Origin of the sequence: Marinobacter sp. EhC06 (assembly GCF_001650915.1) — a bacterium.
Taxonomy (GTDB): Bacteria; Pseudomonadota; Gammaproteobacteria; order Pseudomonadales; family Oleiphilaceae; genus Marinobacter.
Map to the genome: position 1 here is coordinate 178,821 of NZ_LXYO01000001.1, position 24,398 is coordinate 203,218.

The 24,398-nt window shown below is 57.5% G+C and carries 19 protein-coding genes; 3 read left to right on the forward strand and 16 right to left on the reverse strand.

All coding sequences use genetic code 11. The annotated features are described in order from the left end of the window. Positions 1-2: 2 nt before the first annotated feature. The 6 genes from nqrE to A8B84_RS00805 all read right to left on the reverse strand — a co-directional run bounded on the left by nqrE (position 3) and on the right by A8B84_RS00805 (position 6,357). Positions 3-611, reverse strand: coding sequence for an NADH:ubiquinone reductase (Na(+)-transporting) subunit E (nqrE, locus tag A8B84_RS00780; protein ID WP_064228854.1), 609 nt, complete (start codon positions 609-611; stop codon positions 3-5). After that, a complete protein-coding gene (locus tag A8B84_RS00785) occupies positions 611-1,276 on the reverse strand; it encodes an NADH:ubiquinone reductase (Na(+)-transporting) subunit D (protein ID WP_008175066.1) in 666 nt (221 codons plus the stop codon). Before A8B84_RS00785 ends, nqrE begins: the two co-directional genes overlap by 1 nt. 2 nt (positions 1,277-1,278) lie before the next feature. Beyond that, on the reverse strand, positions 1,279-2,082 hold the full coding sequence (locus A8B84_RS00790; RefSeq protein ID WP_064228853.1) for a Na(+)-translocating NADH-quinone reductase subunit C: 804 nt from the start codon (positions 2,080-2,082) through the stop codon (positions 1,279-1,281). Further along, the gene (locus tag A8B84_RS00795) at positions 2,075-3,283 is read right to left on the reverse strand and encodes an NADH:ubiquinone reductase (Na(+)-transporting) subunit B (protein WP_064228852.1); all 1,209 of its coding nucleotides are present in this window, start codon (positions 3,281-3,283) and stop codon (positions 2,075-2,077) included. Before A8B84_RS00795 ends, A8B84_RS00790 begins: the two co-directional genes overlap by 8 nt. A 4-nt stretch (positions 3,284-3,287) precedes the next feature. Further along, complete coding sequence (locus A8B84_RS00800) at positions 3,288-4,634, reverse strand: Na(+)-translocating NADH-quinone reductase subunit A (protein WP_064228851.1); 1,347 nt, start codon at positions 4,632-4,634, stop codon at positions 3,288-3,290. A 268-nt stretch (positions 4,635-4,902) separates the two neighbouring features. Further along, on the reverse strand, positions 4,903-6,357 hold the full coding sequence (locus tag A8B84_RS00805; RefSeq protein ID WP_413772190.1) for a glyceraldehyde-3-phosphate dehydrogenase: 1,455 nt from the start codon (positions 6,355-6,357) through the stop codon (positions 4,903-4,905). A 236-nt stretch (positions 6,358-6,593) separates the two neighbouring features. On the opposite strand from A8B84_RS00805, the gene mfd reads away from it, so the two are divergent. After that, positions 6,594-10,127: a transcription-repair coupling factor gene (mfd, locus tag A8B84_RS00810; RefSeq protein WP_064228849.1), complete on the forward strand. Its 3,534-nt coding sequence runs from the start codon at positions 6,594-6,596 to the stop codon at positions 10,125-10,127. Between the two features lie 29 nt (positions 10,128-10,156). Further along, a complete protein-coding gene (locus A8B84_RS00815) occupies positions 10,157-10,981 on the forward strand; it encodes a CsiV family protein (RefSeq protein WP_064228848.1) in 825 nt (274 codons plus the stop codon). On the opposite strand, the gene A8B84_RS00820 is transcribed toward A8B84_RS00815, so the two are convergent. From A8B84_RS00820 to A8B84_RS00840, 5 genes are all read right to left on the reverse strand, one after another. After that, positions 10,956-11,744, reverse strand: coding sequence for an S-methyl-5'-thioinosine phosphorylase (locus A8B84_RS00820; RefSeq protein WP_064228847.1), 789 nt, complete (start codon positions 11,742-11,744; stop codon positions 10,956-10,958). The genes A8B84_RS00815 and A8B84_RS00820 overlap by 26 nt on opposite strands. Continuing rightward, complete coding sequence (locus tag A8B84_RS00825; protein ID WP_064228846.1) at positions 11,741-12,964, reverse strand: mechanosensitive ion channel family protein; 1,224 nt, start codon at positions 12,962-12,964, stop codon at positions 11,741-11,743. The genes A8B84_RS00820 and A8B84_RS00825 overlap by 4 nt, the downstream gene beginning before the upstream one ends. Positions 12,965-12,988: 24 nt before the next feature. Continuing rightward, entirely contained in the window at positions 12,989-13,453 is a 465-nt protein-coding gene (locus A8B84_RS00830) for a L,D-transpeptidase (RefSeq protein ID WP_264753879.1), read from the reverse strand. Between the two features lie 85 nt (positions 13,454-13,538). Next, positions 13,539-14,216 (reverse strand): TetR/AcrR family transcriptional regulator, encoded by a 678-nt coding sequence (locus tag A8B84_RS00835; RefSeq protein WP_064228844.1) that lies wholly within the window; start codon positions 14,214-14,216, stop codon positions 13,539-13,541. A 60-nt stretch (positions 14,217-14,276) separates the two neighbouring features. Then, entirely contained in the window at positions 14,277-15,170 is an 894-nt protein-coding gene (locus A8B84_RS00840; protein WP_064228843.1) for a hypothetical protein, read from the reverse strand. Between the two features lie 157 nt (positions 15,171-15,327). On the opposite strand from A8B84_RS00840, the gene A8B84_RS00845 reads away from it, so the two are divergent. Further along, positions 15,328-15,948: a riboflavin synthase gene (locus A8B84_RS00845; RefSeq protein WP_064228842.1), complete on the forward strand. Its 621-nt coding sequence runs from the start codon at positions 15,328-15,330 to the stop codon at positions 15,946-15,948. A 13-nt stretch (positions 15,949-15,961) separates the two neighbouring features. On the opposite strand, the gene A8B84_RS00850 is transcribed toward A8B84_RS00845, so the two are convergent. The 5 genes from A8B84_RS00850 to A8B84_RS00865 all read right to left on the reverse strand — a co-directional run bounded on the left by A8B84_RS00850 (position 15,962) and on the right by A8B84_RS00865 (position 24,380). Further along, positions 15,962-17,110, reverse strand: coding sequence for a class I SAM-dependent methyltransferase (locus A8B84_RS00850; protein ID WP_064228841.1), 1,149 nt, complete (start codon positions 17,108-17,110; stop codon positions 15,962-15,964). A 168-nt stretch (positions 17,111-17,278) separates the two neighbouring features. Then, entirely contained in the window at positions 17,279-18,325 is a 1,047-nt protein-coding gene (locus A8B84_RS00855) for a class I SAM-dependent methyltransferase (RefSeq protein WP_064228840.1), read from the reverse strand. A gap of 125 nt (positions 18,326-18,450) precedes the next feature. Then, positions 18,451-18,624: a hypothetical protein gene (locus tag A8B84_RS21620; RefSeq protein ID WP_162841237.1), complete on the reverse strand. Its 174-nt coding sequence runs from the start codon at positions 18,622-18,624 to the stop codon at positions 18,451-18,453. 111 nt (positions 18,625-18,735) lie between these two features. After that, entirely contained in the window at positions 18,736-19,428 is a 693-nt protein-coding gene (can, locus tag A8B84_RS00860) for a carbonate dehydratase (protein ID WP_064228839.1), read from the reverse strand. 65 nt (positions 19,429-19,493) lie between these two features. Next, positions 19,494-24,380, reverse strand: a complete 4,887-nt coding sequence (locus A8B84_RS00865) for an NAD-glutamate dehydrogenase (RefSeq protein WP_064228838.1) — start codon at positions 24,378-24,380, stop codon at positions 19,494-19,496. Positions 24,381-24,398: the final 18 nt, after the last annotated feature.

Genomic DNA, 24,398 nt, shown 5'->3' on the forward strand with positions numbered 1-24,398 from the left:
AGTTACAGTGAGATGCCGGAGAAGGACATGAAGCCCAGGGACATCAGACCAACAGTAATGAAGGTGATACCCAGACCGCGCAGGCCTTCCGGAACGTCACTGTACTTCAGCTTCTCGCGAATCCCCGCCAGGGCAATGATTGCCAGGGCCCAGCCGAGGCCGGCGCCGAAGCCATACACCACACTCTCGCCAAAGGTGTAGTCACGCTCCACCATGAACAGCGAGGCACCCAGAATGGCGCAGTTCACGGTAATCAGTGGCAGGAACACACCCAGAGCGGCGTAGAGCGCCGGGATATACTTGTCCAGTACCATTTCCATGATCTGGACAATTGCCGCGATTACACCGATATACGTCAGCAATCCGAGAAAGCTCAGGTCAACGTTCGGCAGACCTGCCCAGTCAAGGGCCCCTTCACGCAGAATGCTGTTGTACAGAAGGTTGTTCACCGGAACGGTGACAGTGAGCACAACCACGACGGCAATGCCAAGGCCCGTTGCGGCCTCGATCTTCTTCGAGATGGCCAGGAAGGTGCACATCCCCAGGAAGAAGGCCAGCGCCATGTTTTCAACGAAAACAGCCTTCAGAATCAAGCTGATATAATGTTCCATCAGAAGGCCTCCTTGGCAACATGGCGGGACATTTTATAGTCCGGCTCTTCAACCTGCTCCGGCTTCCAGGTCCGCAGACCCCAGATTGCCAGGCCGATAATGAAGAACGCACTCGGCGGCAGCAACAACAGACCGTTCGGAATGTACCAGCCACCTTCGTTGACCACCGGCATCAGGGAAACACCGAACAGGGAGCCGGCACCCAGAAGCTCGCGGAAGAAGGCAACGAAGATCAGGAGTACGGAGTAGCCCAGACCGTTACCAACGCCGTCCAGGAAGCTCAGCCAGGGGCCGTTCTTCATGGCGAAGCCTTCCGCGCGGCCCATAACGATGCAGTTGGTGATAATCAGACCAACGAACACCGAGAGCTGCTTGGAAATCTCGTAGGCATAGGCCTTGAGCACCTGGTCAACCACGATTACCAGAGAGGCGATAATGGTCATCTGCACGATGATCCGGATGCTGCCCGGAATCTGGGTGCGAACCAGGGATACTGCCAGGTTCGAAAATGCGGTGACGGCAATAACCGCCGCGCACATAACAAGTGTAACGTTCATGCTGGTGGTAACCGCCAGCGCTGAACAAATGCCCAGGATCTGCAGGGCAATCGGGTTATTGCTGAAGATCGGTTCGAAGAGAACCTGTTTGGCTGATGCATCTGCCATGATCAGACCTCCCCTTCACGAAGTTTTTGCAGGAACGGCGCGTACCCGCGGTCGCCCATCCAGTAGTTGACCAGTTGCTCAACACCGCGGCTTGTCAGCGTCGCGCCAGAGAGAGCATCAACCTTGTGCTCCTTGTCCTGGGCGTCTGAGCTTACACCGCCCTTGACCAGGCGCACCTGAGGCTCGGAACGGTCTTCATTGTAGACCTCCTTGCCAACCCACTGGCGTTTCCAACGCGGGTTGTCCACCTCACCACCGAGACCCGGGGTTTCTGCATGAGCATAGAACCCGAGACCCTCGATAGTGTTCAGATCGCCCTCAAGGGAAATGAAGCCATACAGCGTTGACCAGAGCCCGTAGCCGTGGATCGGAAGAACCACGCGGTTGATCTGGCCGTTTTCACTCATGGTGTAGACCTTGGCAACATTCGGACGGCGCTTGATACCGGCCTTGTCTTCAGAAGACGGAATGTTGGTGGACATCTGGGGGTCCGAAGCAGCCTTGTACATGTCGTACTTCATGGGGTCCTGGACACCCACGTCAGAAGGCTCGACGAATTCACCCGTGTCCAGATCGACCAGCCGGACGTCAAAGCGTGCGAACGCCTCTTCGATCTGCTCAGCGCTGGAGCCAGATTCCAGCATGCCGGCCGCAGACAGAATATTGGTCTTGATATCCAGGTTCTGGTTCTGGATCTGGGCCGGGCGAAGCAGAACTGCTGCCGTGGATACCACGACAGAGAACACGATACTCAGCACCAGCGCAACGACCAGCGTGCGGGAGACAGTTTCTTTAGCTTTAGCCACGTGCAAGCCTCCGTTTGATGTTGGCCTGAACCACGTAATGGTCCATCAGCGGCGCGAACAGGTTAGCGAACAGGATGGCCAGCATGATGCCTTCCGGGAAGGCGGGGTTGATCACGCGGATCAGGACGGTCATCACGCCCACCAGTATGCCGAAGCACCAGCGGCCGGTATTGGTCATCGCCGCAGAAACGGGATCGGTCGCCATGAACATCATACCGAAGGCAAAACCACCCATAACCAGGTGCCAGTGCGCCGGAATCGCAAACATCGGATTAGTTTCTGACCCGATAATGTTCAGCAGCAGGGACATGCCGATCATACCGATCAGTACACCACCGACGATCCGGTAGCTGGCGATCTTCATGGCCAACAGGATCAGACCGCCGATCAGCACCGCCAACGTTGAGGTTTCACCCATGGAACCCTGAATAGTGCCCATGAATGCGCTCATCCAGCCGATCTGTGCTTCCAGGGCTTCAAGACCGCCGCTTGCGGCCCAGCTCAGCGCCGTGGCGCCACTGAACCCATCAACCGCGGTCCACACTGTGTCACCGGAAATCTGAGCCGGATAGGCAAAGTACAGAAACGCACGACCGGTCAGGGCCGGGTTCAGGAAGTTCTTGCCGGTACCGCCAAACACTTCCTTACCGATTACGACACCGAAAGTGATACCCAGGGCCACCTGCCAGAGCGGGATGGTGGGCGGGCAGATCAGTGCAAAGAGCACCGATGTAACGAAGAAGCCTTCGTTCACTTCGTGACGACGCACGGTGGCGAACAGCACTTCCCAGAAACCACCGACCACGAAGGTCACGAAGTAAATGGGCACGAAGTAGGCCATGCCGTAAACGAAATTATCCCATACACCAGCACCGGCACCGGTGATGGCAAGTGCCTGAATAAACGCAGTCCGCAGGCCGCCGTCAGCGACCATGGCATCCGGATTGGAAGCCAGGAAACTGTTGGCCTGGTAGCCGATGTTCCACATACCGAAGAACATCGCCGGGAAAGTACACAACCACACCGTGATCATGATGCGCTTGAGGTCAACGCCGTCACGCACATGGGCAGTGGTTGAGGTTACCTTGCCGGGAGTGTAGAAAATGGTATCCACGGCCTCATACAGAGCGTACCAGCGCTCGTACTTGCCACCCTTTTCAAAGTGATGCTCGATTCCATCGAGAAACTGTCTGATAGCCATCGTATTAGCCCTCGATCTCGATTCGGGTCAGGTTCTCGCGGAGAATCGGACCGTATTCATATTTGCCGGGGCACACAAACGTGCACAGCGCCAGATCTTCTTCATCCAACTCCAGCGCGCCAAGCTTCTGCGCCATCTCTGTGTCGCCGACGATCAGCGAACGAAGCAATTGCGTCGGGAGAATATCCAGAGGCATGATCTGCTCGTAGGCTCCTACCGGAACCATTGCCCGCTCACTACCGTTGGTAGTGGTGGTGAAGTTGAAAAGCTTGCCACTGGTCAGCTTGGACAGATAGATATTGAGCACCGAGAATCTGTTGGGGCCCGGAGACAGCCAACCCATGAACTCGCGCTTGTTGCCTTCTTCTAGTACGGATACCTGATTGGCAAACCGTCCAAGGTAGGCGCAGGGGCCATCGCCGCGACGACCACCGAAAACAGAGCCCGAAATCGCCCGGATCTCGCAGTCTGTGGCAACTTCGCCCTCCAGAAGTTCCTCGAGGCTGGCACCCAGACGGGTACGAACCAGGCGAGGCTTCAGGGCCTTGGGGCCACCAATCGCGACAATACGCTCCACCGGAACCTCTCCGGATTCGAACAGTTTGGCGATGTCGATGACGTCCTGATAATTGATGCTCCAGACCGTCTTGCTGCCGGATACCGGATCCAGATGATGGATATGGGTACCAACGTTGCCCGCCGGATGCTTGCCATCAAACTGGTGCACCTCAACAGCGTCAGATTTGGGTACCGCCACGTTGGATCCGGGCTTGCCGGTAACAAACACTTTGCCCGTAGTAAGCTTGGTGAGAAGCGTAAGGCCTTTTTCAAACGCCTGGCTGTTCTCGCCAATGATCACCGTCGGGTCCGCAGCCAGCGGATTGGTGTCCATAACCGACACGAAAATGGAGTGAGGGGCGGAGTCGATCTCCGGAACCTTGCTGTAGGGGCGCGTCTTGAACGCCGTCCACAAACCGGATTCCACAAGATTATCAACCACCTGCTGGCGTTCCAGGCCGGCAAGATCCGCTTCGGTGTAGCGGGCAAAGGTCTCAGCCTCATCGCCATCGATTTCGATAACGATCGACTGGAATACCCGACGCTCACCACGGTTAATCTCTTTCACCACGCCAGCGGCGGGTGACGTATAACGAACGCCTTCGGTCTTCTTGTCCGTGAACAGCAGCGTACCGCGCTTGACACGGTCCCCCTCTTTCACAGCCATCGTCGGCTTCATGCCGATGTAGTCAAAACCGATCAACGCCACGTGGCGAACGGGTTTGCCGTCTGTAATGGTCTGTTCGGGAGCGCCGCTGATGGGAAGATCCAGGCCTTTTTTGATCTTGATCATTAGCCTCATCCAATCATCAGAAACTTTTCAATGGATTCGTAACGTCCGACACCTGCGGCCCAGAAAAACCATGAGAAACGGAGTGCCAGACGTACCCAAAATCGCGCCAATTATAGAGATTAAGGAATCCTATTTCCACCAGAAACCCGAACCGGTTAAGCGTCGACAACCAAACGACCCGGCTTGCTGGCCGTAAAAACAAAAACCCCGACAGCAAACGCTATCGGGGTTTTAGAAACCATTACTTCACCGGATCGGTACGATCTGCTCAGTCTCTCGCACGTTTGGGGAAGATCGGGTAACTTACGCCGGCCATCTGGTTGACCACACGAATTACCTGAGCGCTGTAACCGAACTCATTGTCGTACCAAACGTACAGGATCAGGCGCTTGCCGCTAGCGATGGTTGCCTGCGCATCAACGATGCCGGCATGGCGGGAACCGACAAAGTCGGTGGAAACCACTTCCGGGGAATTCACGAAGTCGATCTGCTTTTGCAGCTCTGAATGCAGAGCCATATCCCGCAGATAGTCGTTCACACCTTCCACATCAACGTCTTTCTTGAGGTTGAGGTTCAGAATCGCCATGGAAACGTTCGGCGTCGGCACCCGAATCGCGTTGCCTGTCAGCTTACCTTTAAGTACCGGCAGTGCCTTGGCAACGGCTTTGGCAGCGCCTGTCTCGGTAATTACCATGTTAAGGGCAGCACTGCGTCCGCGACGGCTTCCCTTGTGGTAATTGTCGATCAGGTTCTGGTCGTTGGTGTAGGAGTGGACAGTCTCAACATGACCGTCTTCGATGCCATACTCGTCTTCAATCGCCTTAAGCACGGGCGTGATGGCATTGGTGGTACAGGAGGCTGCTGACAGGATCTTGTCTTCGTCGGTAATCCAGTCGTTGTTGATACCATAAACGATATTCTTGATATCACCTTTGCCCGGTGCGGTCAGGATCACGCGGCTGACACCCTTGGATTTGAGGTGCAGACCAAGGCCTGCCTCATCGCGCCACTTACCGGTGTTGTCGATAACGATGGCGTTATTGATGCCGTAATCGGTGTAATCCACCTTGTCCGGCCCATCAGAGTAGATAACCTTGATATAGTTGCCGTTGGCAATCAGGGCGGATTCCTTCTCATCAACGGTAATGGTGCCATCGAACGGACCGTGTACGGAATCACGGCGAAGCAGACTGGCGCGCTTCTCGAGATCGTTTTCCGCACCGCCCTGGCGAACCACAATCGCACGCAGACGCAGGTTGTTACCGCCGCCGGCTTTCTCGATCAGGATACGCGCCAGCAGACGACCGATACGGCCGAAACCGTAGAGAACGACATCCTTGGTGTCGTTATGAGCGTCTTCTTCGGACTGAGCGGCATACTGCCCAACAACCGGCCCGATTTCGCGCTTCAGGAATTCGGTCAGGTCGCCGCCTTCCTCTTTGAACTTGACCGCCAGCTTGCCGATATCCACATGGGCGCGGCCCAGATCAAGCTTGTCCATGGCCTGGAGGATCGGCAGGGTGTCGTGAACAGAGAGCTCGCTGTCTTCAACCTGGCGCACAAAACGGTGGGCGCGGATAATGTCGATAACCGACTGATTGATAATGGCGCGACCGTATACAGAAGTAACCACATTGTTCTTGCGGTAGAGGCGGCCGATCAGCGGAATCATGGCTTCCGCGGTGGATTCTCTTTCTGTCCAGTTGGACAGGTGCTGATTGATCTGTTCGTGACTCACGCTTGGACCTCTGCAGTTGGCACTTGGAAATTGGGGCGCACATTATCCAACTTAATCCGGCCGACCGCAAATACGCCAGCCCATGACCTTCGTATAGGTCCCGCCTGTCTATAAAGCAAGCGTCGCCCCGAATATCGGCGCCATGACAGTGTCAACCGCGAGCGTTAGAATACGCGCCACACCGCCGCCCGGACATACATATCAGGAGAACCAGATCGCCCATGAGCCAAGGTGCCAGCACACGCCCGTCGCCCCCATCCATGATTGCCCCGGAATTCCCGACCCGGCCGGCCGACCACAGGACATGGGGCCAATTGCACGGCAGCACTGACGCGCTGGCCATCTGTGAGAGTGCGCGCGCCCACAAGGGCCTCACTCTGGTGATCACCCGCAGCACCGCCGATGCCATCCGCCTTGAACAGGCCATGCGCTTCTTCCTCGGGCTGCCCCCGGAAGAGGATGGCCCGGCCGTCAGCGATGACGGCCTGGAACTGCTCTCACTGCCAGACTGGGAAACCCTGCCCTACGATCTGTTTTCGCCCCACCAGGACATTATTTCCCGGCGAATCCGGACACTCCACCGCTTGCCGTCAACCAGCCATGGCGTATTGGTGGTTCCGGCAAGAACGCTTATGCACAGGCTTCCACCGGTTAACTACCTGCAGGGCAACACTCTGCTACTGGAAGTGGGGCAGTCCCTGGATATCGAGAACTGGCGAATGCAGCTGGAGGCCGCAGGTTACCGGCATGCCGAGAACGTTTACGAACACGGCGAATACGCGGTCCGCGGCGCCATACTCGACATCTTCCCCATGGGGGCCAGCCAGCCCTACCGGATTGACCTGTTCGATGATGAGATCGAAACGCTCCGGACCTTTGATCCCGAAACCCAACGTTCGATCGACCGCATTGACCGTATCGAGTTGCTACCTGCTTTCGAATTCCCCTGGCATAAAGAGGCGCGTTCCGGCTTCCGCAGCCGCTGGTTCGAACAGTTCCCGGATGCCGACAAGGACACGCCCATATACCAGGACGTAACACACGGCATCACTCCGCCGGGGATCGAGTACTACCTGCCCCTGTTCTTCGACGAGACGGCAACCCTGTTTGACTACCTGCCGGGGGCGACCCATGTTTTTACTGCCGACGGACTGAACGATGCGGTCAGCCATTTTGACAGCGAAACCCGCAACCGGTACGAGGACCGGCGCCACGATCGCCTGCGGCCGATTCTGCCGCCGACCCGTCTGTTTCTGCAGCAGGAAGAGCTGTTCGGACACCTGAAAGCATTCCCCAGGGTGACAGTCTCCTCAGAAATCCACGAATCCGCCGGATCGGTGAATTGCCCCACAAGAACCCTGCCGGATATCGCAATGGATGGTCGGGCTGCAGATCCTGCCGGTCGTCTCAAGCGTTTTCTAGGCGAGTTCGACGGCCACGTATTGATCTGCGCCGAATCTTCCGGCCGGCGCGAAGCCCTGATGGAGAACCTTGGCGAACAAGGCCTTGAGCTGAAAACCCTCTCTGGTTGGCAGGCCTTCCTCGAAAATAAAGAGAGCCCGCTGGCCATCACCATCGCTCCGATGGAGCAAGGCCTCGTGCTACCCGAGCATTCCGTTGCCCTGATTACCGAAACGGCCCTGTTCGGAGAGCGGGTTCTGCAGCGCCGTCGCCGTGAAAAACCCACCGAAACCGACGACGCCGGTTTCCGGGACCTGTCGGAATTGAGGATCGGCGCGCCCGTGGTCCACATTGACCACGGCGTGGGCCGCTACCGTGGCCTGGAAACCATTACCGTTGAAGGCGAAGCCAGCGAATTTCTGATGCTTGAGTACGCCGGCGGCTCCAAGCTCTACGTGCCAGTGTCCAGCCTGCATTTGATTTCCCGCTATGCCGGCAATGACACCGAGCATGCACCGCTGCATAAACTCGGCACGGATCGCTGGAGCACCGCCAAACAGAAAGCCCTCGAGAAAATCCGCGATACCGCCGCCGAGCTACTGGACGTGTACGCCCGCCGGGAGGCACGCAAAGGCTTCAGCTTCGAGGATCCGAAGGAGGCCTACCGCGCCTTTGCCGCCGGCTTCCCGTTCGAGGAAACGCCGGACCAGCAGGTCGCCATTCAGTCCGTGTTCGAGGACATGACCAGTGAGCGACCGATGGACCGCCTGGTATGCGGCGATGTGGGTTTCGGCAAGACCGAGGTCGCCATGCGCGCGGCGTTCATGGCGACCTGGTCCGGCAAACAGGTGGCTGTACTAGTCCCCACTACCCTGCTGGCCCAACAGCACTACGAATCGTTCCGGGATCGCTTCTCCGATACCCCGGTACAGGTCGAGCTGCTGAGTCGGTTCCGCACCGCCGGCCAGACCAGCAAAGCTCTGGAGGCTGTTGAGAATGGCAAGGCAGACATCGTCATCGGCACACACAAACTGCTTCAGGGCGACATCAAGTTCAAGAATCTGGGCCTGGTCATCATCGATGAAGAGCACCGTTTTGGCGTACAGCAGAAGGAAAGGCTGAAGGCGCTGCGGGCAGAAGTGGACATGCTCAACCTGACCGCAACTCCGATTCCGCGGACCCTGAACATGGCCATGGGGCACCTGAGAGATCTTTCTATTATTGCAACACCACCGGCACGGCGACTCTCGGTGAAGACTTTCGTTCGCCAGAAAGACAACGCCATGGTCAAGGAAGCCATTTTGCGGGAAATCCTCCGTGGCGGTCAGGTCTATTTCCTCCATAACGATGTGGCAACTATCGAGAAAACGGCCGAGGATCTCCGATCACTGATTCCCGAAGCCCGGGTGGGTGTAGCCCATGGCCAGATGCGGGAGCGGGATCTGGAAAAGATCATGTCGGACTTCTACCACAAGCGCTTCAATGTCCTTGTGTGCACAACCATCATTGAAACCGGCATCGACGTTCCCAGCGCCAACACCATCATTATCGAGCGAGCCGACAAATTCGGCCTGGCTCAGCTGCATCAGCTTCGGGGCCGCGTGGGCCGGTCTCACCACCAGGCCTATGCGTACCTCCTAACACCGCCGCCGAAATCGATTACGGCGGACGCAAAAAAACGGCTGGACGCCATCTCGGAGGCCCAAGACCTTGGCGCCGGCTTTATGTTGGCTACCCACGATCTGGAAATCCGGGGCGCGGGCGAGTTGCTGGGTGAAGAACAGAGTGGGCAAATCGAAAGCATCGGCTTTACTCTCTATATGCAGCTGTTGGACGAAGCCGTCAAAGCCATCCGGGAAGGCCGAACACCCAACGCCGACCTGCCCCTGAGCCACGGCACGGAAATGAACCTGAGAATCCCGGCACTGATTCCCGAGGATTACCTGCCGGATGTCCATAACCGCCTGATGCTTTACAAGCGGATTGCCAGCGTTGACAGTCCGGACGCATTAAAAGAACTTCAGGTTGAAATGATCGACCGGTTCGGTTTGTTACCGGATCCGGCAAAGAACCTGATCCGCCAGACCGAGCTACGTCTTCGCGCGGAAGCCCTGGGCATCGTAAAAGTGGACGCCGGCAAGGAATGGGCGCGGCTCGAGTTTGGCAGCTCGACACCGGTGGACCCTCTGGTTCTGGTTAAAAAAGTGCAATCCTCACCGGACCAATACCGGCTCGAAGGTGCCAACAGCTTCCGTTTTCGGCTGAAGGATGCCACAACCGGTGGTAAACTCGACGGCATTTCCCGGATGCTTGGCGAGCTGGAGCCTGCAAAAAGTGACGCGTCCGGCTCATGAATAGCCGACCAACATGTGGAGTACGACCCTTGCAGATTGACGGAATTCGCTGGTGCCGATACCCGACCCGGGCCTTCCTGGCCGCCCTCCTGCTGAGCTTCGCAGCCACAACGGCTGCCCCGCAGCCCGGCCGGGCAGCACTGCCCCTTGAGCCCGGCACCCCCATTCCCGACGACTACTACCGCGCCGAGTTCGTGATTCTTGAGCGAATCATTGAGCCCGAGGCCGTGAATGAGCGAATGTCTGGCCGCACGGTAGATGAGCCGACGGAAACAGAGGAGATTCTTTGGTCAGCGCTTGAAGATGGCACCATGCAAACCACCCTGGAACTGGCGCCCCGGCAGGATCTTCATCTTGCCAGCGCCGCGGCACGACTTGAGCGCAGCGGCCGGTACCGGGTGCTCGTCGCTGCGGGTTGGTACGAGGCGTTCCCACCGGATTACGAGGGCACCCCTTTAAGGATTGAGACGGGCGACTGGATCGAAGGAGCTCGAACTCGCGAGGTGGAGGGCCACATCACCATCGACCGGCAGCGCTACCTGCACGTCAATGTTGATCTCAACCACTGGCAGTTGGCGGAAGACGCTCCAGCGCTGCCTGCAGACGCTGCGACTGGAACGCCCCAGGAGACGCCCTCACCCACAGAAGCGTCTGGCACTCAGGATACGGCCGCCGCAGCGACAACCGGTGAATCTGCAGCTCAGCACCTTCCTGTCCTGGCTGAGCCTGCCCCGCTTGAGCTATTGACCTGGATCCGGGAAACCCGCCGGATGCGCAGTGAGGAAATCCATTTCCTGGACTCCCCCACTATCGGCGTGCTGGTGTTCTTCAAGAAGATTGAGGCAACGGAGTAAGCACACCAAGGCCGGCCATTGAGACCTCAAGAATCTGTTTGACACCGGACATTCCCTGCTCGATGGCCGCCTCAATCTCCTCCATGGTGATAATGTGGTCGGATTTGCCGGCCGCCCAGTTTACCACCAGCCCGAGACAGACATAGCGCATACCCAGTTCTGCTGCGAGAGCCGCTTCCGGCATACCGGTCATGCCCACAAGATCACAGCCTTCACGCTCCATCCGGATAATCTCCGCCGCGGTTTCCAGCCTCGGCCCCTGGGTTGCGCCATACACCCCAAAACCCGAAAACGGCACTTCCTCGGCACCGGCAGCATCAATAAGAATCTGGCGAGCACTCTCATCGTAAGGCCAGGTGAAATCAATGTGGCTCACCGAGTCCAGCTCACCCTCAAAGAAGGTGCTGGCACGACCCCAGGTGTAATCAATAATCTGGTCGGGAATAACGACATGGGCAGGCCCCATCTCCGGGTGGATCCCACCGACGGCGTTGACACCGACTACCGTTCTGACGCCAGCATCATAGAGAGCCTTGAGATTCGCCCGATAGTTCACCTGATGGGGTGGAATACGGTGCGGATTACCGTGGCGCGACAGGAAGATAACCGGCTGATCGCCAAGTAGCCCCTCTACCAGTGGCGCAGATGGATTTCCCCATGGTGTTCCAACCTGCTTTTCATTGGTAATTTCCAGGCCTGACAGCGTGGTCAAGCCGGTGCCACCAATGATACCAACAGGGTGCATTTTCTCCGGTGACGTCATTCTGAATCTCCTGAGTCTTCCACATCTCCGGTTGTCTGACGATTCTGCGACTTCTCGGCATTCTTGCCGGAAGCAGCTTCCGCGTTCTTATCCGATGATTCATCTGACTGCGATCCGGACAGCCGCACGCCGTCCGGAAGATGCAGGGTACGGGTCGGGAAAGCCACTTCGGCACCGTAACCCTCAATAATGTCGCTGATTTTCAACAGCACGTCCTGCTTCACCTCATGGAATGGCACCCATTGGGTGGTTTTGGTGAAGGTGTACACCATGATATCCAGAGACGACGCATTGAACGCCAGGAAGTTCACAATCAGGGTCTGGTCGCTGTCGATGTCCTCATGCTGCTGCAGCATGGCCTTGATGTCGTCAACAATACTTGCCATCTGCCCGACATCGGCATATCGGATGCCAATCGTTTCATAGATCCGGCGATTGGTCATTCGGGAGGGGTTTTCCACCGCGATGGTGGTGAACGCCGCATTCGGCACATAAAGCGGACGCTTGTCGAAGGTGCGGATTGTGGTCAGGCGCCAGCCGATATGCTCGACCGTGCCCTCTATGTTCCGGTCCGGCGACCGCACCCAGTCCCCGACCTTGAACGGCCGATCCAGGTGGATGATAAAGCCGCCGAAAAAGTTGGCCAGAAGATCCTTGGCGGCAAAGCCGACAGCAATACCGCCTACGCCGCCAAACGCCAACACCCCGGAAATGCTATAGCCCATGGACTGCATCGAAATCAGCACTGCAGTAATAATGACTACGGCCCTGGACAGCTTGCTCACCGCATTGACGGTGGTGTAATCCATGGGCTGCTTCATTTTCAGAGGAGAAACCAGAATCCCCTCTGCTTCCTTGATCAGTCGTAAAACCGCCCACACCAGGACGAAGATGAAACCGATCTGCAGAACAGACTCATTGGCCTTGAAAATCTCTGCGTCCGAGTATTTGTGAGCTACCTCCGCAGCCCAGTACACGCCCTGAAGCCAGACGAACGCCACGGCCGGCTTGCGGGCTGCATGCAATAACGCATCGTCCCAGAGGTTTTTGGTTTGACTGAACTTGCGCTCCAGAGCGCCGATGATGTGGCTGGCGATGTACGCCACTGTGGCCGTTCCGAAAACCAGCGCAAACACGACAATCCCGACGCGCCAGGCTTCCGAAAGAAGCCCGAAATTCTCGATCCAGCCATTCACCACGGCCATAACATCCCCGATCATCGGATCCCTCTGGTATCTTCAGGTTTATCGAATGGAAACAGCTGTTCCCGGACCGACGCGATCAAACAGATCAATAATGTCTTCATTACGCATCCGCACACAGCCGTGGGACAGCGGCACTCCCATGGGCTCGCTGTCCGGTGTGCCGTGAATGTATATGAAGCGGCGGAAAGTATCGACACCCGGCCCCCTGTTTCTGCCCCACTCACGGCCGCATAACCAGAGAATCCGGCTCAGTATCCAGTCACGGCCGGGGTTTTGCCGGGCAAGTTCGGAGCTATAGGTTTCGCCTGTCGGGCGCCGGGCACGAAATACCGTTCCCACCGGAAGTCCGGCGCCAATACTCGCGCGAATATAGTGCTCGCCTCGTGGGGTACAGCCACTGCCATCGCTCTCACCCGGCCCGTTAAGCCCGGTGGAAACCGGATAGGAGGCAACAAGTTCTCCGCCTTCGGTTTCAAGCCGCAGGCACTGGAGGGTCAGATCAATGTCGATGCGGAGTGATGCAGGATGCGTCAAAACCGGTCAGGCTCCCGTGGAGGTTCTAGGGGAAGCCTAACCGAGAGAGAGGAACTCAGGCAACCGAGACCTTGCTGCCGGCCGGCGGAATCAGCATGGCGTCTTCTGCCTGCATGCCGGCGGCCAGGAAGGGAACCAGTCGGGCGGCAATTTCCTGAACAGTGGTTTCCACGCCCAACTTGTTCTGAAGGATATCCCTCAAGGCATCGCTGCTGGACATGGTAAACGCCGTTGCCCCCAACATGAACTGGATGCGCCAGTATCGATCCACCGAGGACAGCTGGGGGGTCGCTTCCTTGAGCAGCCGCATGAAACGGCTGAAGGGCTCGCTGTATTCCTGCTCCAGGAACTTGCGCAAATGCCCCTGGGACTGAGTGTAGGCAAGCCCGAGCAGGCGCATGAAGATGGAGATACCCTTCTCGTTGCGCTGGGGCATTCGCACCGCACTTTCCGTAAGCGCCCAGAGTGTCTGATTCAGTGTTGGCGGTTTGCCGTCACACCGTTCCTCAAGCTGATCAAAGGCGTTCTCCAGCGTTGCTGAAAACGGCGTAAGAAAACGCGCGAAAACGGCGTGGATCAGGGCGTTCTTTGAACCAAAGTGGTAATTGACAGCGGCCAGATTTACTTTAGCCTTACTGGTAATCATTCGGAGCGAGGTTTCCGAAAAACCCCGGTCGGCGAACAGCTCTTCGGCTGCATCGAGAATCCGGTCAACGGTATCAGACTGCGCCATTTTGTTATCAATGCCTCTAGCAAACGTCTGTTTGAAACATACGTTTGAAGCGCATCGCTGTCAAGTTCTGGGCTCAGGCTCTGCTGCCACTTCCTCCCACCCCTGATCAATCGCTTCCTGGTTGCCCTCGAAAAAAGCTTTCTGAACACGGCTGTACGCTTTCTCTGCTTCCAGCAGGTAGATCAGGTAAAGACGCACATGCTCCCGACGTGTCAACTGCCGGGACAGGATGCGATTCTCCGACAACCTCAGAAGGTGACTGAACCGGGTATTCTTCAGCGCAGGGTTGAAATCCGCCATCCTGGCGCATTGCCAGATCAGGCCATCCGAGCCCTCCAGGTGGGCAACGTGCTGCCTTGCCTCCCGGAGCATCCGCTGGCGTGTCATGATCAGATCAAGATACGAGGGTTTGCTGGTGTAGATTCTGCGTACCGCCGGTATTCCCAGCAACAGAATGATCACAAAGGCGCCAAAGCCGCCGCCTGCTATCCATGCCGGCACAAACCCGGTCAGACCGCTCAGAAAGATGGCTGCGGCGATCAAGGCACTGAACAACCAGAGGTCCCGACCCCGACGCGCCTCGGCCATTGTAAAGTTGTCCGGCCAACCGTTCATGGCCAGCAGGTCGAAGTCCATCAGCAGCACCCGGTCGCACTGTCGCAGCATCAACCGGAGTTTGCGTTGCCGGGATTCGGCCAACACCCTCTCGGTCCCGCTACTGCCCTCATTTCGGAAGCCCTCACTGCCCGACGATTTTTCCGGCTCTTGACCGGTGTCCGGAACCTGATCGGCTGGTGCTGTTTCTGCAGCCTGGCTGGTTGATGCCGGTGCCGAAGCCGGGGCATCCGCCGTTATGGGCGCTGGCACCGGATCGGCCGCCCGGCCCGGCCTCAGCACCGGTGCCTGCGTCGGCGCGTTCGCCTGGGTAGCAGCCTTTCTCTGATTTTCAGCCATGGCAGATCGTCCGGATTCAGGGGTTTAAACAGGTATCGACCGTCGCATCAGATACTTGAATTCCCCCTGCTCCACCTTGGCATTGATGAGTCCGCTCGCTATCCTTGCTGTCCTGCCGGAAAGGCAACCGCATACCACACCAAACGAGGTCAGGATTATGTTCACAGGCATTGTCCACGGCATTGCAACCATCGAAGACGTCACTGCCGAGCCCGGACTGAGCACTTTTGCTATTCGGCTGCCAGCAGACAAAGCCGGCGGGGTGTCCATTGGCGCTTCGGTGGCAATCAACGGCACCTGCCTGACCGTTACACGCCAGGACGACAGCGTGCTTTATTTCGATGCCATACAGGAAACCCTGAGACTGACCACGCTGGGGGACCTGAAAACCGGAGACCAGGTCAATTTCGAACGGGCCGCCCGGATCGGGGATGAAATTGGCGGCCATCTGCTGTCAGGGCATATTCATACGACAGCCCGGATTGTCGAAATCCTGAGACCGGAGAACAACGTCACCCTCTGGTTTGAAGTGCCCGACGAATGGACACGCTACATTTTTCCCAAAGGCTACATCGCCATCAACGGCGCCAGCCTTACCATCGGCGAAGTTCGAGGTAACCGGTTCAATGTCCATCTGATTCCGGAGACACTGAGGGCCACGACCTTTGGCACCTCTGACGAAGGTCAGCGTGTGAACATCGAAATAGACAGCCAGACCCAGACCATCGTCGACACCCTGGCCCGTATGGGTTACGACCGCCCGGCCCCGACGCTTTAACTCATGTGGCCCTTCAGCGGTTGCCGGCCCGGAACACCACGAACTTGGGGCTGGCATCCAGCTGTTCTACCAAAGAAAAATAGCGCAGAAGGCTTCGGTGATAACCCAGGTGGCGATTTCCCACCATGAGCAAGTGACCACCTGGTTTGAGGTGTTGAGAGGCCTGCTCAAACAACCGCAGGGCAATATGGTCACCGACCACACCGCCCTCATGGAACGGCGGATTCAGCAGAATCAGATCGCAAGCGTCCGAAACTGCATCAATGCCGTCGCAGTGAGAGAAAATTGCGTTGGCCTCCGGGAACGCCTGCTCAACATTACGGCGGGCACTGAGCACAGCCTGGCTTGAAACGTCGCTGAAACCCAACTGTAAGTCTTCTCTTTCCGCCAGCACCGCCAGACCCAGCACACCATTGCCACAGGCCAGATCCAGTACAGAGTCGCCTGCCTGTAAAGTCGTTACCGCTTTCGCCACATGGGGCAGAAGTAAGCGGCTACCGATATCCAGTTTTTCCCTGGCGAATACCGGGGGCAATGCCTCGACTTCCACGGCGCCGTTCCGACCGTTTACTGCATACCCCTTCCAGGTACCTGACCAGCCCGCCAGATTCGCAGTGCCTTTCCGGCAACGAATTGCACGGGCCTTTTTTCGCGCAGGCAAAACCTGCTCCGTCTGCACCGCCCCGGCAAACACCTCGACACTTTTCGCCGGCAGATGCTTGATCATTCCTCCTGCCAGCAAGACACCGGAATCCGCCATCACGCTGTTGAGCCAGCGCAGCAACCAGGCCAGATAGTCAGCCTGGCGCGGTATTCTCAATACCACCAGGTCGAATGGGCCCGCCGGCGGATTGATCCAGCTATAAACCGGCTCTGCTGCAGGAAATGCGGGATTCAATGCGACATTATTTGCCAACGCGCCTGGCAACACAGCGCTGTCGGCAACGATGGTGGGAGAAAACCGAGAGAGACCCAATGCAAGTGCCCCGAACTGATCATCCACTATCAGGACCCGGGGCTCATCAAAACCGGCTGCGGAATCAAGAGCAGCCTCCAGCAGCAGCTCGTCCGCTGCATCCCACGCCCTCAGAGTCGGATCACCGGTACCCGGGCGGCTTAGGGTCAGCCTGCCCTGAGAGAAAACGAGTTCAGCAGTTGTCATTTCGGGCATCCTGGAGGCTTTTTGTCACAAAAGCGCCATTCTAGGCTGTTTATTCTAGAAATTAACCCTAACGTGGAAGGTGTTCACGCTGAACATCCCTTTTCCGGTTGGCTCCGTTGTTCTGGACGCGAACCTCTTGCCCCTCACCCCAGGGGCTTTTTTTTGCGTTCAGGAACGACGAAACGCGCGATAGACGGTAAATCGTCGATCCTCCCGCAGGCGCTCAACCGGGCCGATGCAGCGTTTCATCAAAGGCTCATATGGCAAAAAGCTGTTCGCCACCAGGCGCACCTCACCACCCGGCGCCAGATGACGCACCACCTCTCGAAGAAAGCGTTCGGTCATCGACAGATCGGTTCTGACTCCGGTATGAAATGGGGGGTTACTCAGAATAACGGGCCAGGTGCCTTCGACCTCAGATAGGCCATCCGACGCCAGAATGCGCCCGGAAACACCGTTGCGCTCATAGGTGGCCCGGGCACAGATAACCGCCTGGGACTGAACGTCGATTCCGTCGACCGTGACCCCGGGTTGGTTCTGCTGCTCGTGCCAGCGATGCAGCCAGGTGCCAAGGACACCGGCGCCACAGGCGAAATCCAGGACAGAGCCGGGGCGCAATGGATTCTCGTCAAGCGTCTCCAGCAGCATGCGAGTGCCCTCATCCAGCTCGCCGAGGCTGAAAATGCCCGGCAGCCCGGCAACTTCCAGGCGCACCGATTTGCATTCAATGCCCGTCCAGGTCATCCATTGCGGAAGCGAGAATTCGGGCAGCGGCTCGATAGGCTCGGCACACCAGACCTGGCAATGCCTGGCACTGTCAATCTTGGTCGCGTGCGGCGCCACGGCCTTGAGCTGTTTAACAGCCCCGGCAATGCCTTCTTTTTTCTCTCCAACAAGCACCAGCCGGGCGCCCTGCGCTGCCAGCCAGCGTGCCAGGGCAAGGCGCAGATCAAGCTCTGCCCGGGCCTTGGGCAGAAACACAACCAGGGTGTCAAAGATGCCGGCTGCCAGTGCCGGATCGTCATAGCCGAAACAGATCTGCCAACCCTCGTTCCCGGCAAGCGCGACACAGACACCGGCATGCTCACTCATGGCCATACCGCCGGCAGGCAGATCGGCCAGCAGCCCATTGGCGGCTACGCCCAGCAGGGCCACCCGACCCTGCAAGAGGTGGCGGTTTCGCAACAGGACTTCATGGGAGTTGGGCAATGACATTGATTGGCTGTTCCCGCGTGGATGGTTCGGAAACGGGATACTCTAAACGGAATGAGCCCTCGCGTCTCCCCCTGCAAGGTGGAGACCGGAGGGCTTTCAGAGGGTAAATACCATGGCAAACTCAGTCACTTGTAGCGTGCAACCGTACCAACCCTCAAGGCATCTTCAGGAGACATACCCCAGTCTTCCGGCTGGCTGGCATCAGAAGGTTTCCGCCCCCGACCCCGTTGCTCCGGGTCGACAGTAACGTCTTTACGCTGGTTCAGGGCTGTCAGGGCTTTTTGCATCAGTTCTTTCATGGTCTACCTCCTCGCTTACTGCAGGATCTACTCTAGCAAAGCGGGAGGTGACCAACTGTGATGACGCCGAGGGTCAGGAAGTGACGCTCATCACGAATTTTTGACGCAATTTTACATTCTTTTCTGGACGCTTTTCTGACGCCCCGAGCGTACCGGTCTCTGTACCAACTCGTCGATACTGTTCTGCCTGACCTGTTCACGATCCTCCTCGCTGGCGACCGACAGCCCCATATCCCGGAGAACCCCGTCAGCCACATCGTAGACAAAGCCATGGACCGTGAGCGGCTGGCCCCGCTTCCAGGCTTCCTGAACAATGTTGTTCTGGCACACGTGCCCTACCTGCTCAACGACATTGAGCTCACACAGACGATCGACCCGGTCCTGGACGCTTGGCAGATCATCCAGTACCTGCTGGTGCCGATCACGGACATCCTGAACATGGCGGAGCCAGTTGCTGATCAGCCCAAACCCTTCATTGAGCAATGCCGCTCTCACACCGCCACAACCATAGTGACCGACCACCAGGACGTGTTTCACCTTCAGCACTTCAATGGCGAATTGCAGTACCGACAGACAGTTAAAATCCGTGTGGACAACCACGTTGGCCACGTTCCGGTGAACAAACAGTTCCCCGGGCAGAAGATCGACGATCTGGTTGGCCGGTACGCGACTGTCCGCACAGCCGATCCATAGGTATTCCGGTGCCTGCTGATTCGACAGGCGGTGGAAAAACTGCGGATCCTGGGCCTTGATGCCATCCGCCCAGGCCCGGTTTTTTTCCAGAAGATGGTCAAGCTGACCCATTATCCCACTCCGTTTGATGATTCCCGATCATCGATTGAACGGGAATGCGGATTTCAAAGCAATACTCAGTTGGTCTCAACCTCTGCCTCAGCGTGTGGCTGGTGCATTGTACTCTGGGCCAGATCCAGCAATTCGCGCAGGGCCACCGAGAACATGGCATATTCCGGCTCGCGCACTCCCTTGAGCTCCGACAGCATGGATTTCCAGCGATCGATCATCTGCTGATGGCGCGACAGCCAGCTCTCCACGCAGGCAGGGACGTCTTCCGGCTTTTCCGCCAGTTTCAGTACACCGGTGGTCAGCGCCCGCTGCTGCCAGTCCAGGTCCTCACGGAAACTCTCCCTGGCCAATGCCTGCCAATGGGACGCAGGTGTGAGAGCGGCAATGGCGCTGGCAAACCAGTTCAGATCCAGACGATCACCCAGCTCATAATAAAGATTGGCAACGGTTTTCAGTGGCATACCGGAGGCTTCATGGGCTTCTATTATGCCGAGAGACGAATACAGGTGGCCTGTGCCCGACACCACGGAGGCCAGCTCTGAAGGCAGACCTGCATCCACCAGGGCCTGATGTCGTTTTTCCCAGGTAGTTTTGGCCTGGTCACCAAGATACTCGGGCAAGCCGGCGGTAATCGCCCAGACGCTGTCGGCAAAGCGCTCCATATGGTGCTGGATGCTGAGCTCCGCACGGCGGTTGCGCAACAGCCAGCGCACCGACCGGCGCATCAGACGCATGAGGTCCTGCATCAGCTCCATCTGCAGTTGGGCCGGCACATGAAAATCCAGAGCCTCAATCCTGTCCCACCAGTTATCAATGCGGAACACATCCCGGGCAATGATCCAGGCCAGTGCAATGGAGGCTGCATCGGCGCCGGTAGACTGATTCAGACGCTCGACAAAGGTAATCCCCATGTGGTTGACCATGTCGTTGGCAATCTGGGTCGCGATGATTTCACGACGCAGTTGATGCTCTCCCAGCTCCTTGGAGAATTTCTGGGTCAGGTCCCGTGGAAAAACCTTGTACATCTCACCGGCCAGCAACGGATCGTCAGGCAGAGTGCTCTCGATCAGGGTCTGCTTAAGATCGCCCTTCACGTAGGAAATTAAAACCGACAGTTCCGGCCGGGTCAGCCCCTTCTTGTCGAGCTTGCGCTCGGACAGGGTTTCATCATCCGGCAGGAATTCAAGGGCCCGGTTCAGCTTGCCCTCGCTCTCAAAGGTATTCATCAGCCGGCGGTATTCCTCCAGCCGGGTCGCTGCATCCTCACTGGCGATGCTGATAGCCTGGGTCTGACGGTAGTTGTTTTTTAGTACCAGATCAGCAACGTCGTCGGTCATCTCCTCAAGCATGATGTTGCGCTGCTTGTTGGTCAGATCGCCCAGGGCCACGGCCCGGTTGAGCAGGATCTTCATGTTGACCTCATGGTCGGAACAATCCACGCCGCCGGAATTATCGATGAAGTCGGTGTTCAGACGGCCGCCACGGAGGGCGAACTCAATCCGGCCGAGCTGCGTCAGGCCAAGGTTGCCGCCCTCACCGACCACCTTGCAGCGCAGTTCCGAACCATTGATCCGCAGACCGTCGTTGGCCTTGTCACCCACGTCGCCATGGGTTTCGCTGGCGCCTTTCACATAAGTGCCGATTCCCCCCACCCAGAGCAGGTCTACCTGGGCCTTGAGAATATGGGAAATCAGCATGTTTGGCGGTACCCGGTCCGATTTGATACCCAACAGCTTCTTCATTTCCGGGCTGACCGGGATGGACTTGGCATTCCGGCTGAATACGCCGCCCCCCTTGGAAATGAGTTTGCTGTCGTAATCAGTCCAGGCGGAGCGGGCGAGCCCGAACAGTCGCTTGCGCTCCCTGTAGCTTTTCTCCGGATCCGGCGCGGGGTCAATAAAGATGTGCACGTGGTTGAAGGCCGCAACCAGCCTGGTCTTCTCCGAGCACAGCATGCCGTTGCCGAAGACGTCGCCGCCCATGTCACCAATGCCGATGGCGGTGAATTCATCCAGTGCCGGATTGATGCCCATCTCCCGGAAGTGACGTTCTACCGATACCCAGGCACCCCGGGCAGTAATGCCCATTTTCTTGTGGTCGTAACCATTGCTGCCACCAGAGGCGAAGGCATCACCCATCCAAAAGCCGTATTCTGCGGCCAATCCGTTGGCAATATCCGAGAAGGTTGCCGTGCCTTTGTCAGCTGCCACAACCAGATAATGGTCATCTTCGTCATGGCGGATAACCCGTTCAGGTGGGGCAATGCCCGAATCCACCAGGTTATCGGTGATATCCAGCAACCCCCGGATGAATGTCTTGTAGGCCTCGATCCCCTCGGCCTGAAAAGCCTCCCGGTCTGAGGGATCCGGCAGGCGCTTGGCCACAAAACCACCTTTCGCGCCAACCGGAACGATGACCGCATTCTTGACCTGCTGGGCCTTGACCAGCCCCAGAATCTCGGTGCGGTAATCCTCGAACCGGTCAGACCAGCGCAGGCCACCGCGGGCGACTTTGCCACCCCTCAGGTGCACACCCTCAACGCGAGGTGAATACACGAAGATCTCGAACATCGGCATGGGCAGAGGCATGTCCGGAATCCGGGATGGATCGAACTTGACACTGATGTAGGGCTTGGGGCCGCCAGCCTCGTCAACCTGGAAGTAGTTGGTTCGCAGGGTAGCCTGGATCAGCTCGAGGTAGAGCCGAAGCACCCGGTCCTCACTGAGATTCTCGACATCCTCAAGACCGGCATTGAATTCGATTTCCAGTTTCTGCTGGGCCGCCTGGCTCTTGCCGGGGCTCTGGTAGCGCTCCGGGTTGAAGCGGATCTCGAAAAACTCCAGCAGCAGCCGTGTCAGCTCAACATGATTCACCAGAGTGTTGGAAATGAAGGTCTGACTATTGGAGAACCGGATCTGACGCATGTAACGGGCATAGGTCCGTAGCAGCGCGATTTCACGCCAGCTCATGTAAGACGACAGCAGCATTCGGTTGAATGCATCGTTTTCCGCCTCGCCGTACCAGACCCGGCGGAAAAGTTCCTCGAAGATTGGCCGGATACGGTGAATGTCCACGACATTGCCGGTGTGGGCCTGGAGGGTGAAATCGTGGATCCATACAGTCTTATTGTGCCGGTCAGTCACCTCGAAGGGGTGCTCACCAATAACCCGGAAGCCAAGATTATCGAATATCGGCATAACATCCGACAGGGGCAGCGGCTCGTCCGGATAGAAGAGTTTGAAATGCAGCGTGCTTTCGTCCTCTTCCAGAGCCCGGTAGAAACTCATGGCCAGATCATGGTTGTTAGCCGATGCCGCAATGTGCTCCAGATCGATGGCCGCCCGCCTGGGCGAAAACATATCGGTATAACTGGCCGGGAAACCGCCCGCCCAAAGCCGGTAAAGCTCATTACCCTGCTCTTCACCATAAGCCTCGCTCAGGGCTTCGGAAAGACCGTCACGCCAGGACTGGGCAAGCTCGATGACCTTTTCACGGATCTCAGCCGTGGGCAGTTGGCGGTTCTCAACCTGGGGTACCCGGATGGTGAACTGGACCCGCGCCAGCACCGACTCGGAGAAGTGCGTTACAAACTCCACATCCTCGGCTTCCAGCCGGTCGACCAACACCTGCTCTACCTTCAGCCGCAATTCGGTGTTGTAGATGTCCCTCGGGAAAAACGCCAGGCAGGTAACAAACTGGCCGTAGACATCTTCCCGCATGAACAACTCGATGCGGCGGCGCTCCTGGATATACAGGATACTTTTTGCCACCTTGAGCAACTCGTCCGGCTCAATCTGGAACAGCTCGTCCCTGGGATACACTGTCAGGATCTGCTCCAGCTCCTTGCCGGCGTAATCGTCACGGAGGAACCCGGACCGCTTCATTACGCTCTGGAATTTACGACGCAGCAGGGGAATTTCGTCGGGCCGCTCGTTGTAGACCCGGGCGGTGTAAAGTCCGAGGAAACGGCGTTCACCAACCACCTCACCCTTGCTGTTGAACTTCTTGACGGCAATGTAGTCCGGGTATGCAGGGCGGTGGACCCGCGAACGCTGGGCCGATTTTGCGAAGATAAAGATATCATCGCTCCGGGTCATTTCATGGCGGGTGCGCTGAGGCAGTTCATTCAGGCGAACCCGGTCCGGGCGTTCGTTATTGACCCGGAGGATACCCAGTTCCGAGTTTGCAACCCGCCGCACCACCATGCCGCTTTTATCCTTGGCAAAGTCGTACTCGTCATAGCCAAGAAAGGTGAAATGATCCCGGGCCAGCCATTCAAGAAACTCCCGTGCCTCTTCCTTCTGCTCTTCATTGATGCCTGCGGTGGTGCTGTCCAGCTCGCCCAGAATCTCGTTCACCTTCTCGGTGACGATCGGGAAATCGCTGACTGCGATCCGCACCTCATGCAGCACATTCTGGAGCGCATCTTCCAGATCCCGGAGATCCTCGGGATTACTGTGTCGATCAATCTCGAGGACAATGAAGGCCTCGTAGGCCGAGCCAGAGGCTTTCTTTTTTGTGGTGTGCAGTTTCTTGAGCTTGCCGTCCTCGGCTCGCTCCACCTGCAGGATCGAGTGCTGGATGGAGTGGGTACCGATTTCGCGCTGGTTAATGGCAATGCGCAGGGAATCGATCAGAAACGGAATGTTCGGGTGCAGGATGAAAACCACGGTGTGGGTCGACTGCCAGCCGTCGCTCTCCAGATCAGGATTGAATACAGCAACGGGCGTTTCTTCGGCGGACCGCTTCTGCAGAAACTGCCATGCGGCAAGGACGGCACCGTAGGTATCTGCAAATCGTCGACTGACCAGCTCCTCAAGTGGAATATGAGCATAATGCTGCTTGGCAAATTCGCTGATTTTCTTGGCTTCGGTTTTAGAAATCTTCTTTGCGAAAGCGTCAGCCAACTGTTCAAAGAATTGATCCTTGCTGGCCACTGTCAGCGCATTCATGGTCGACCTCAGTTAGTG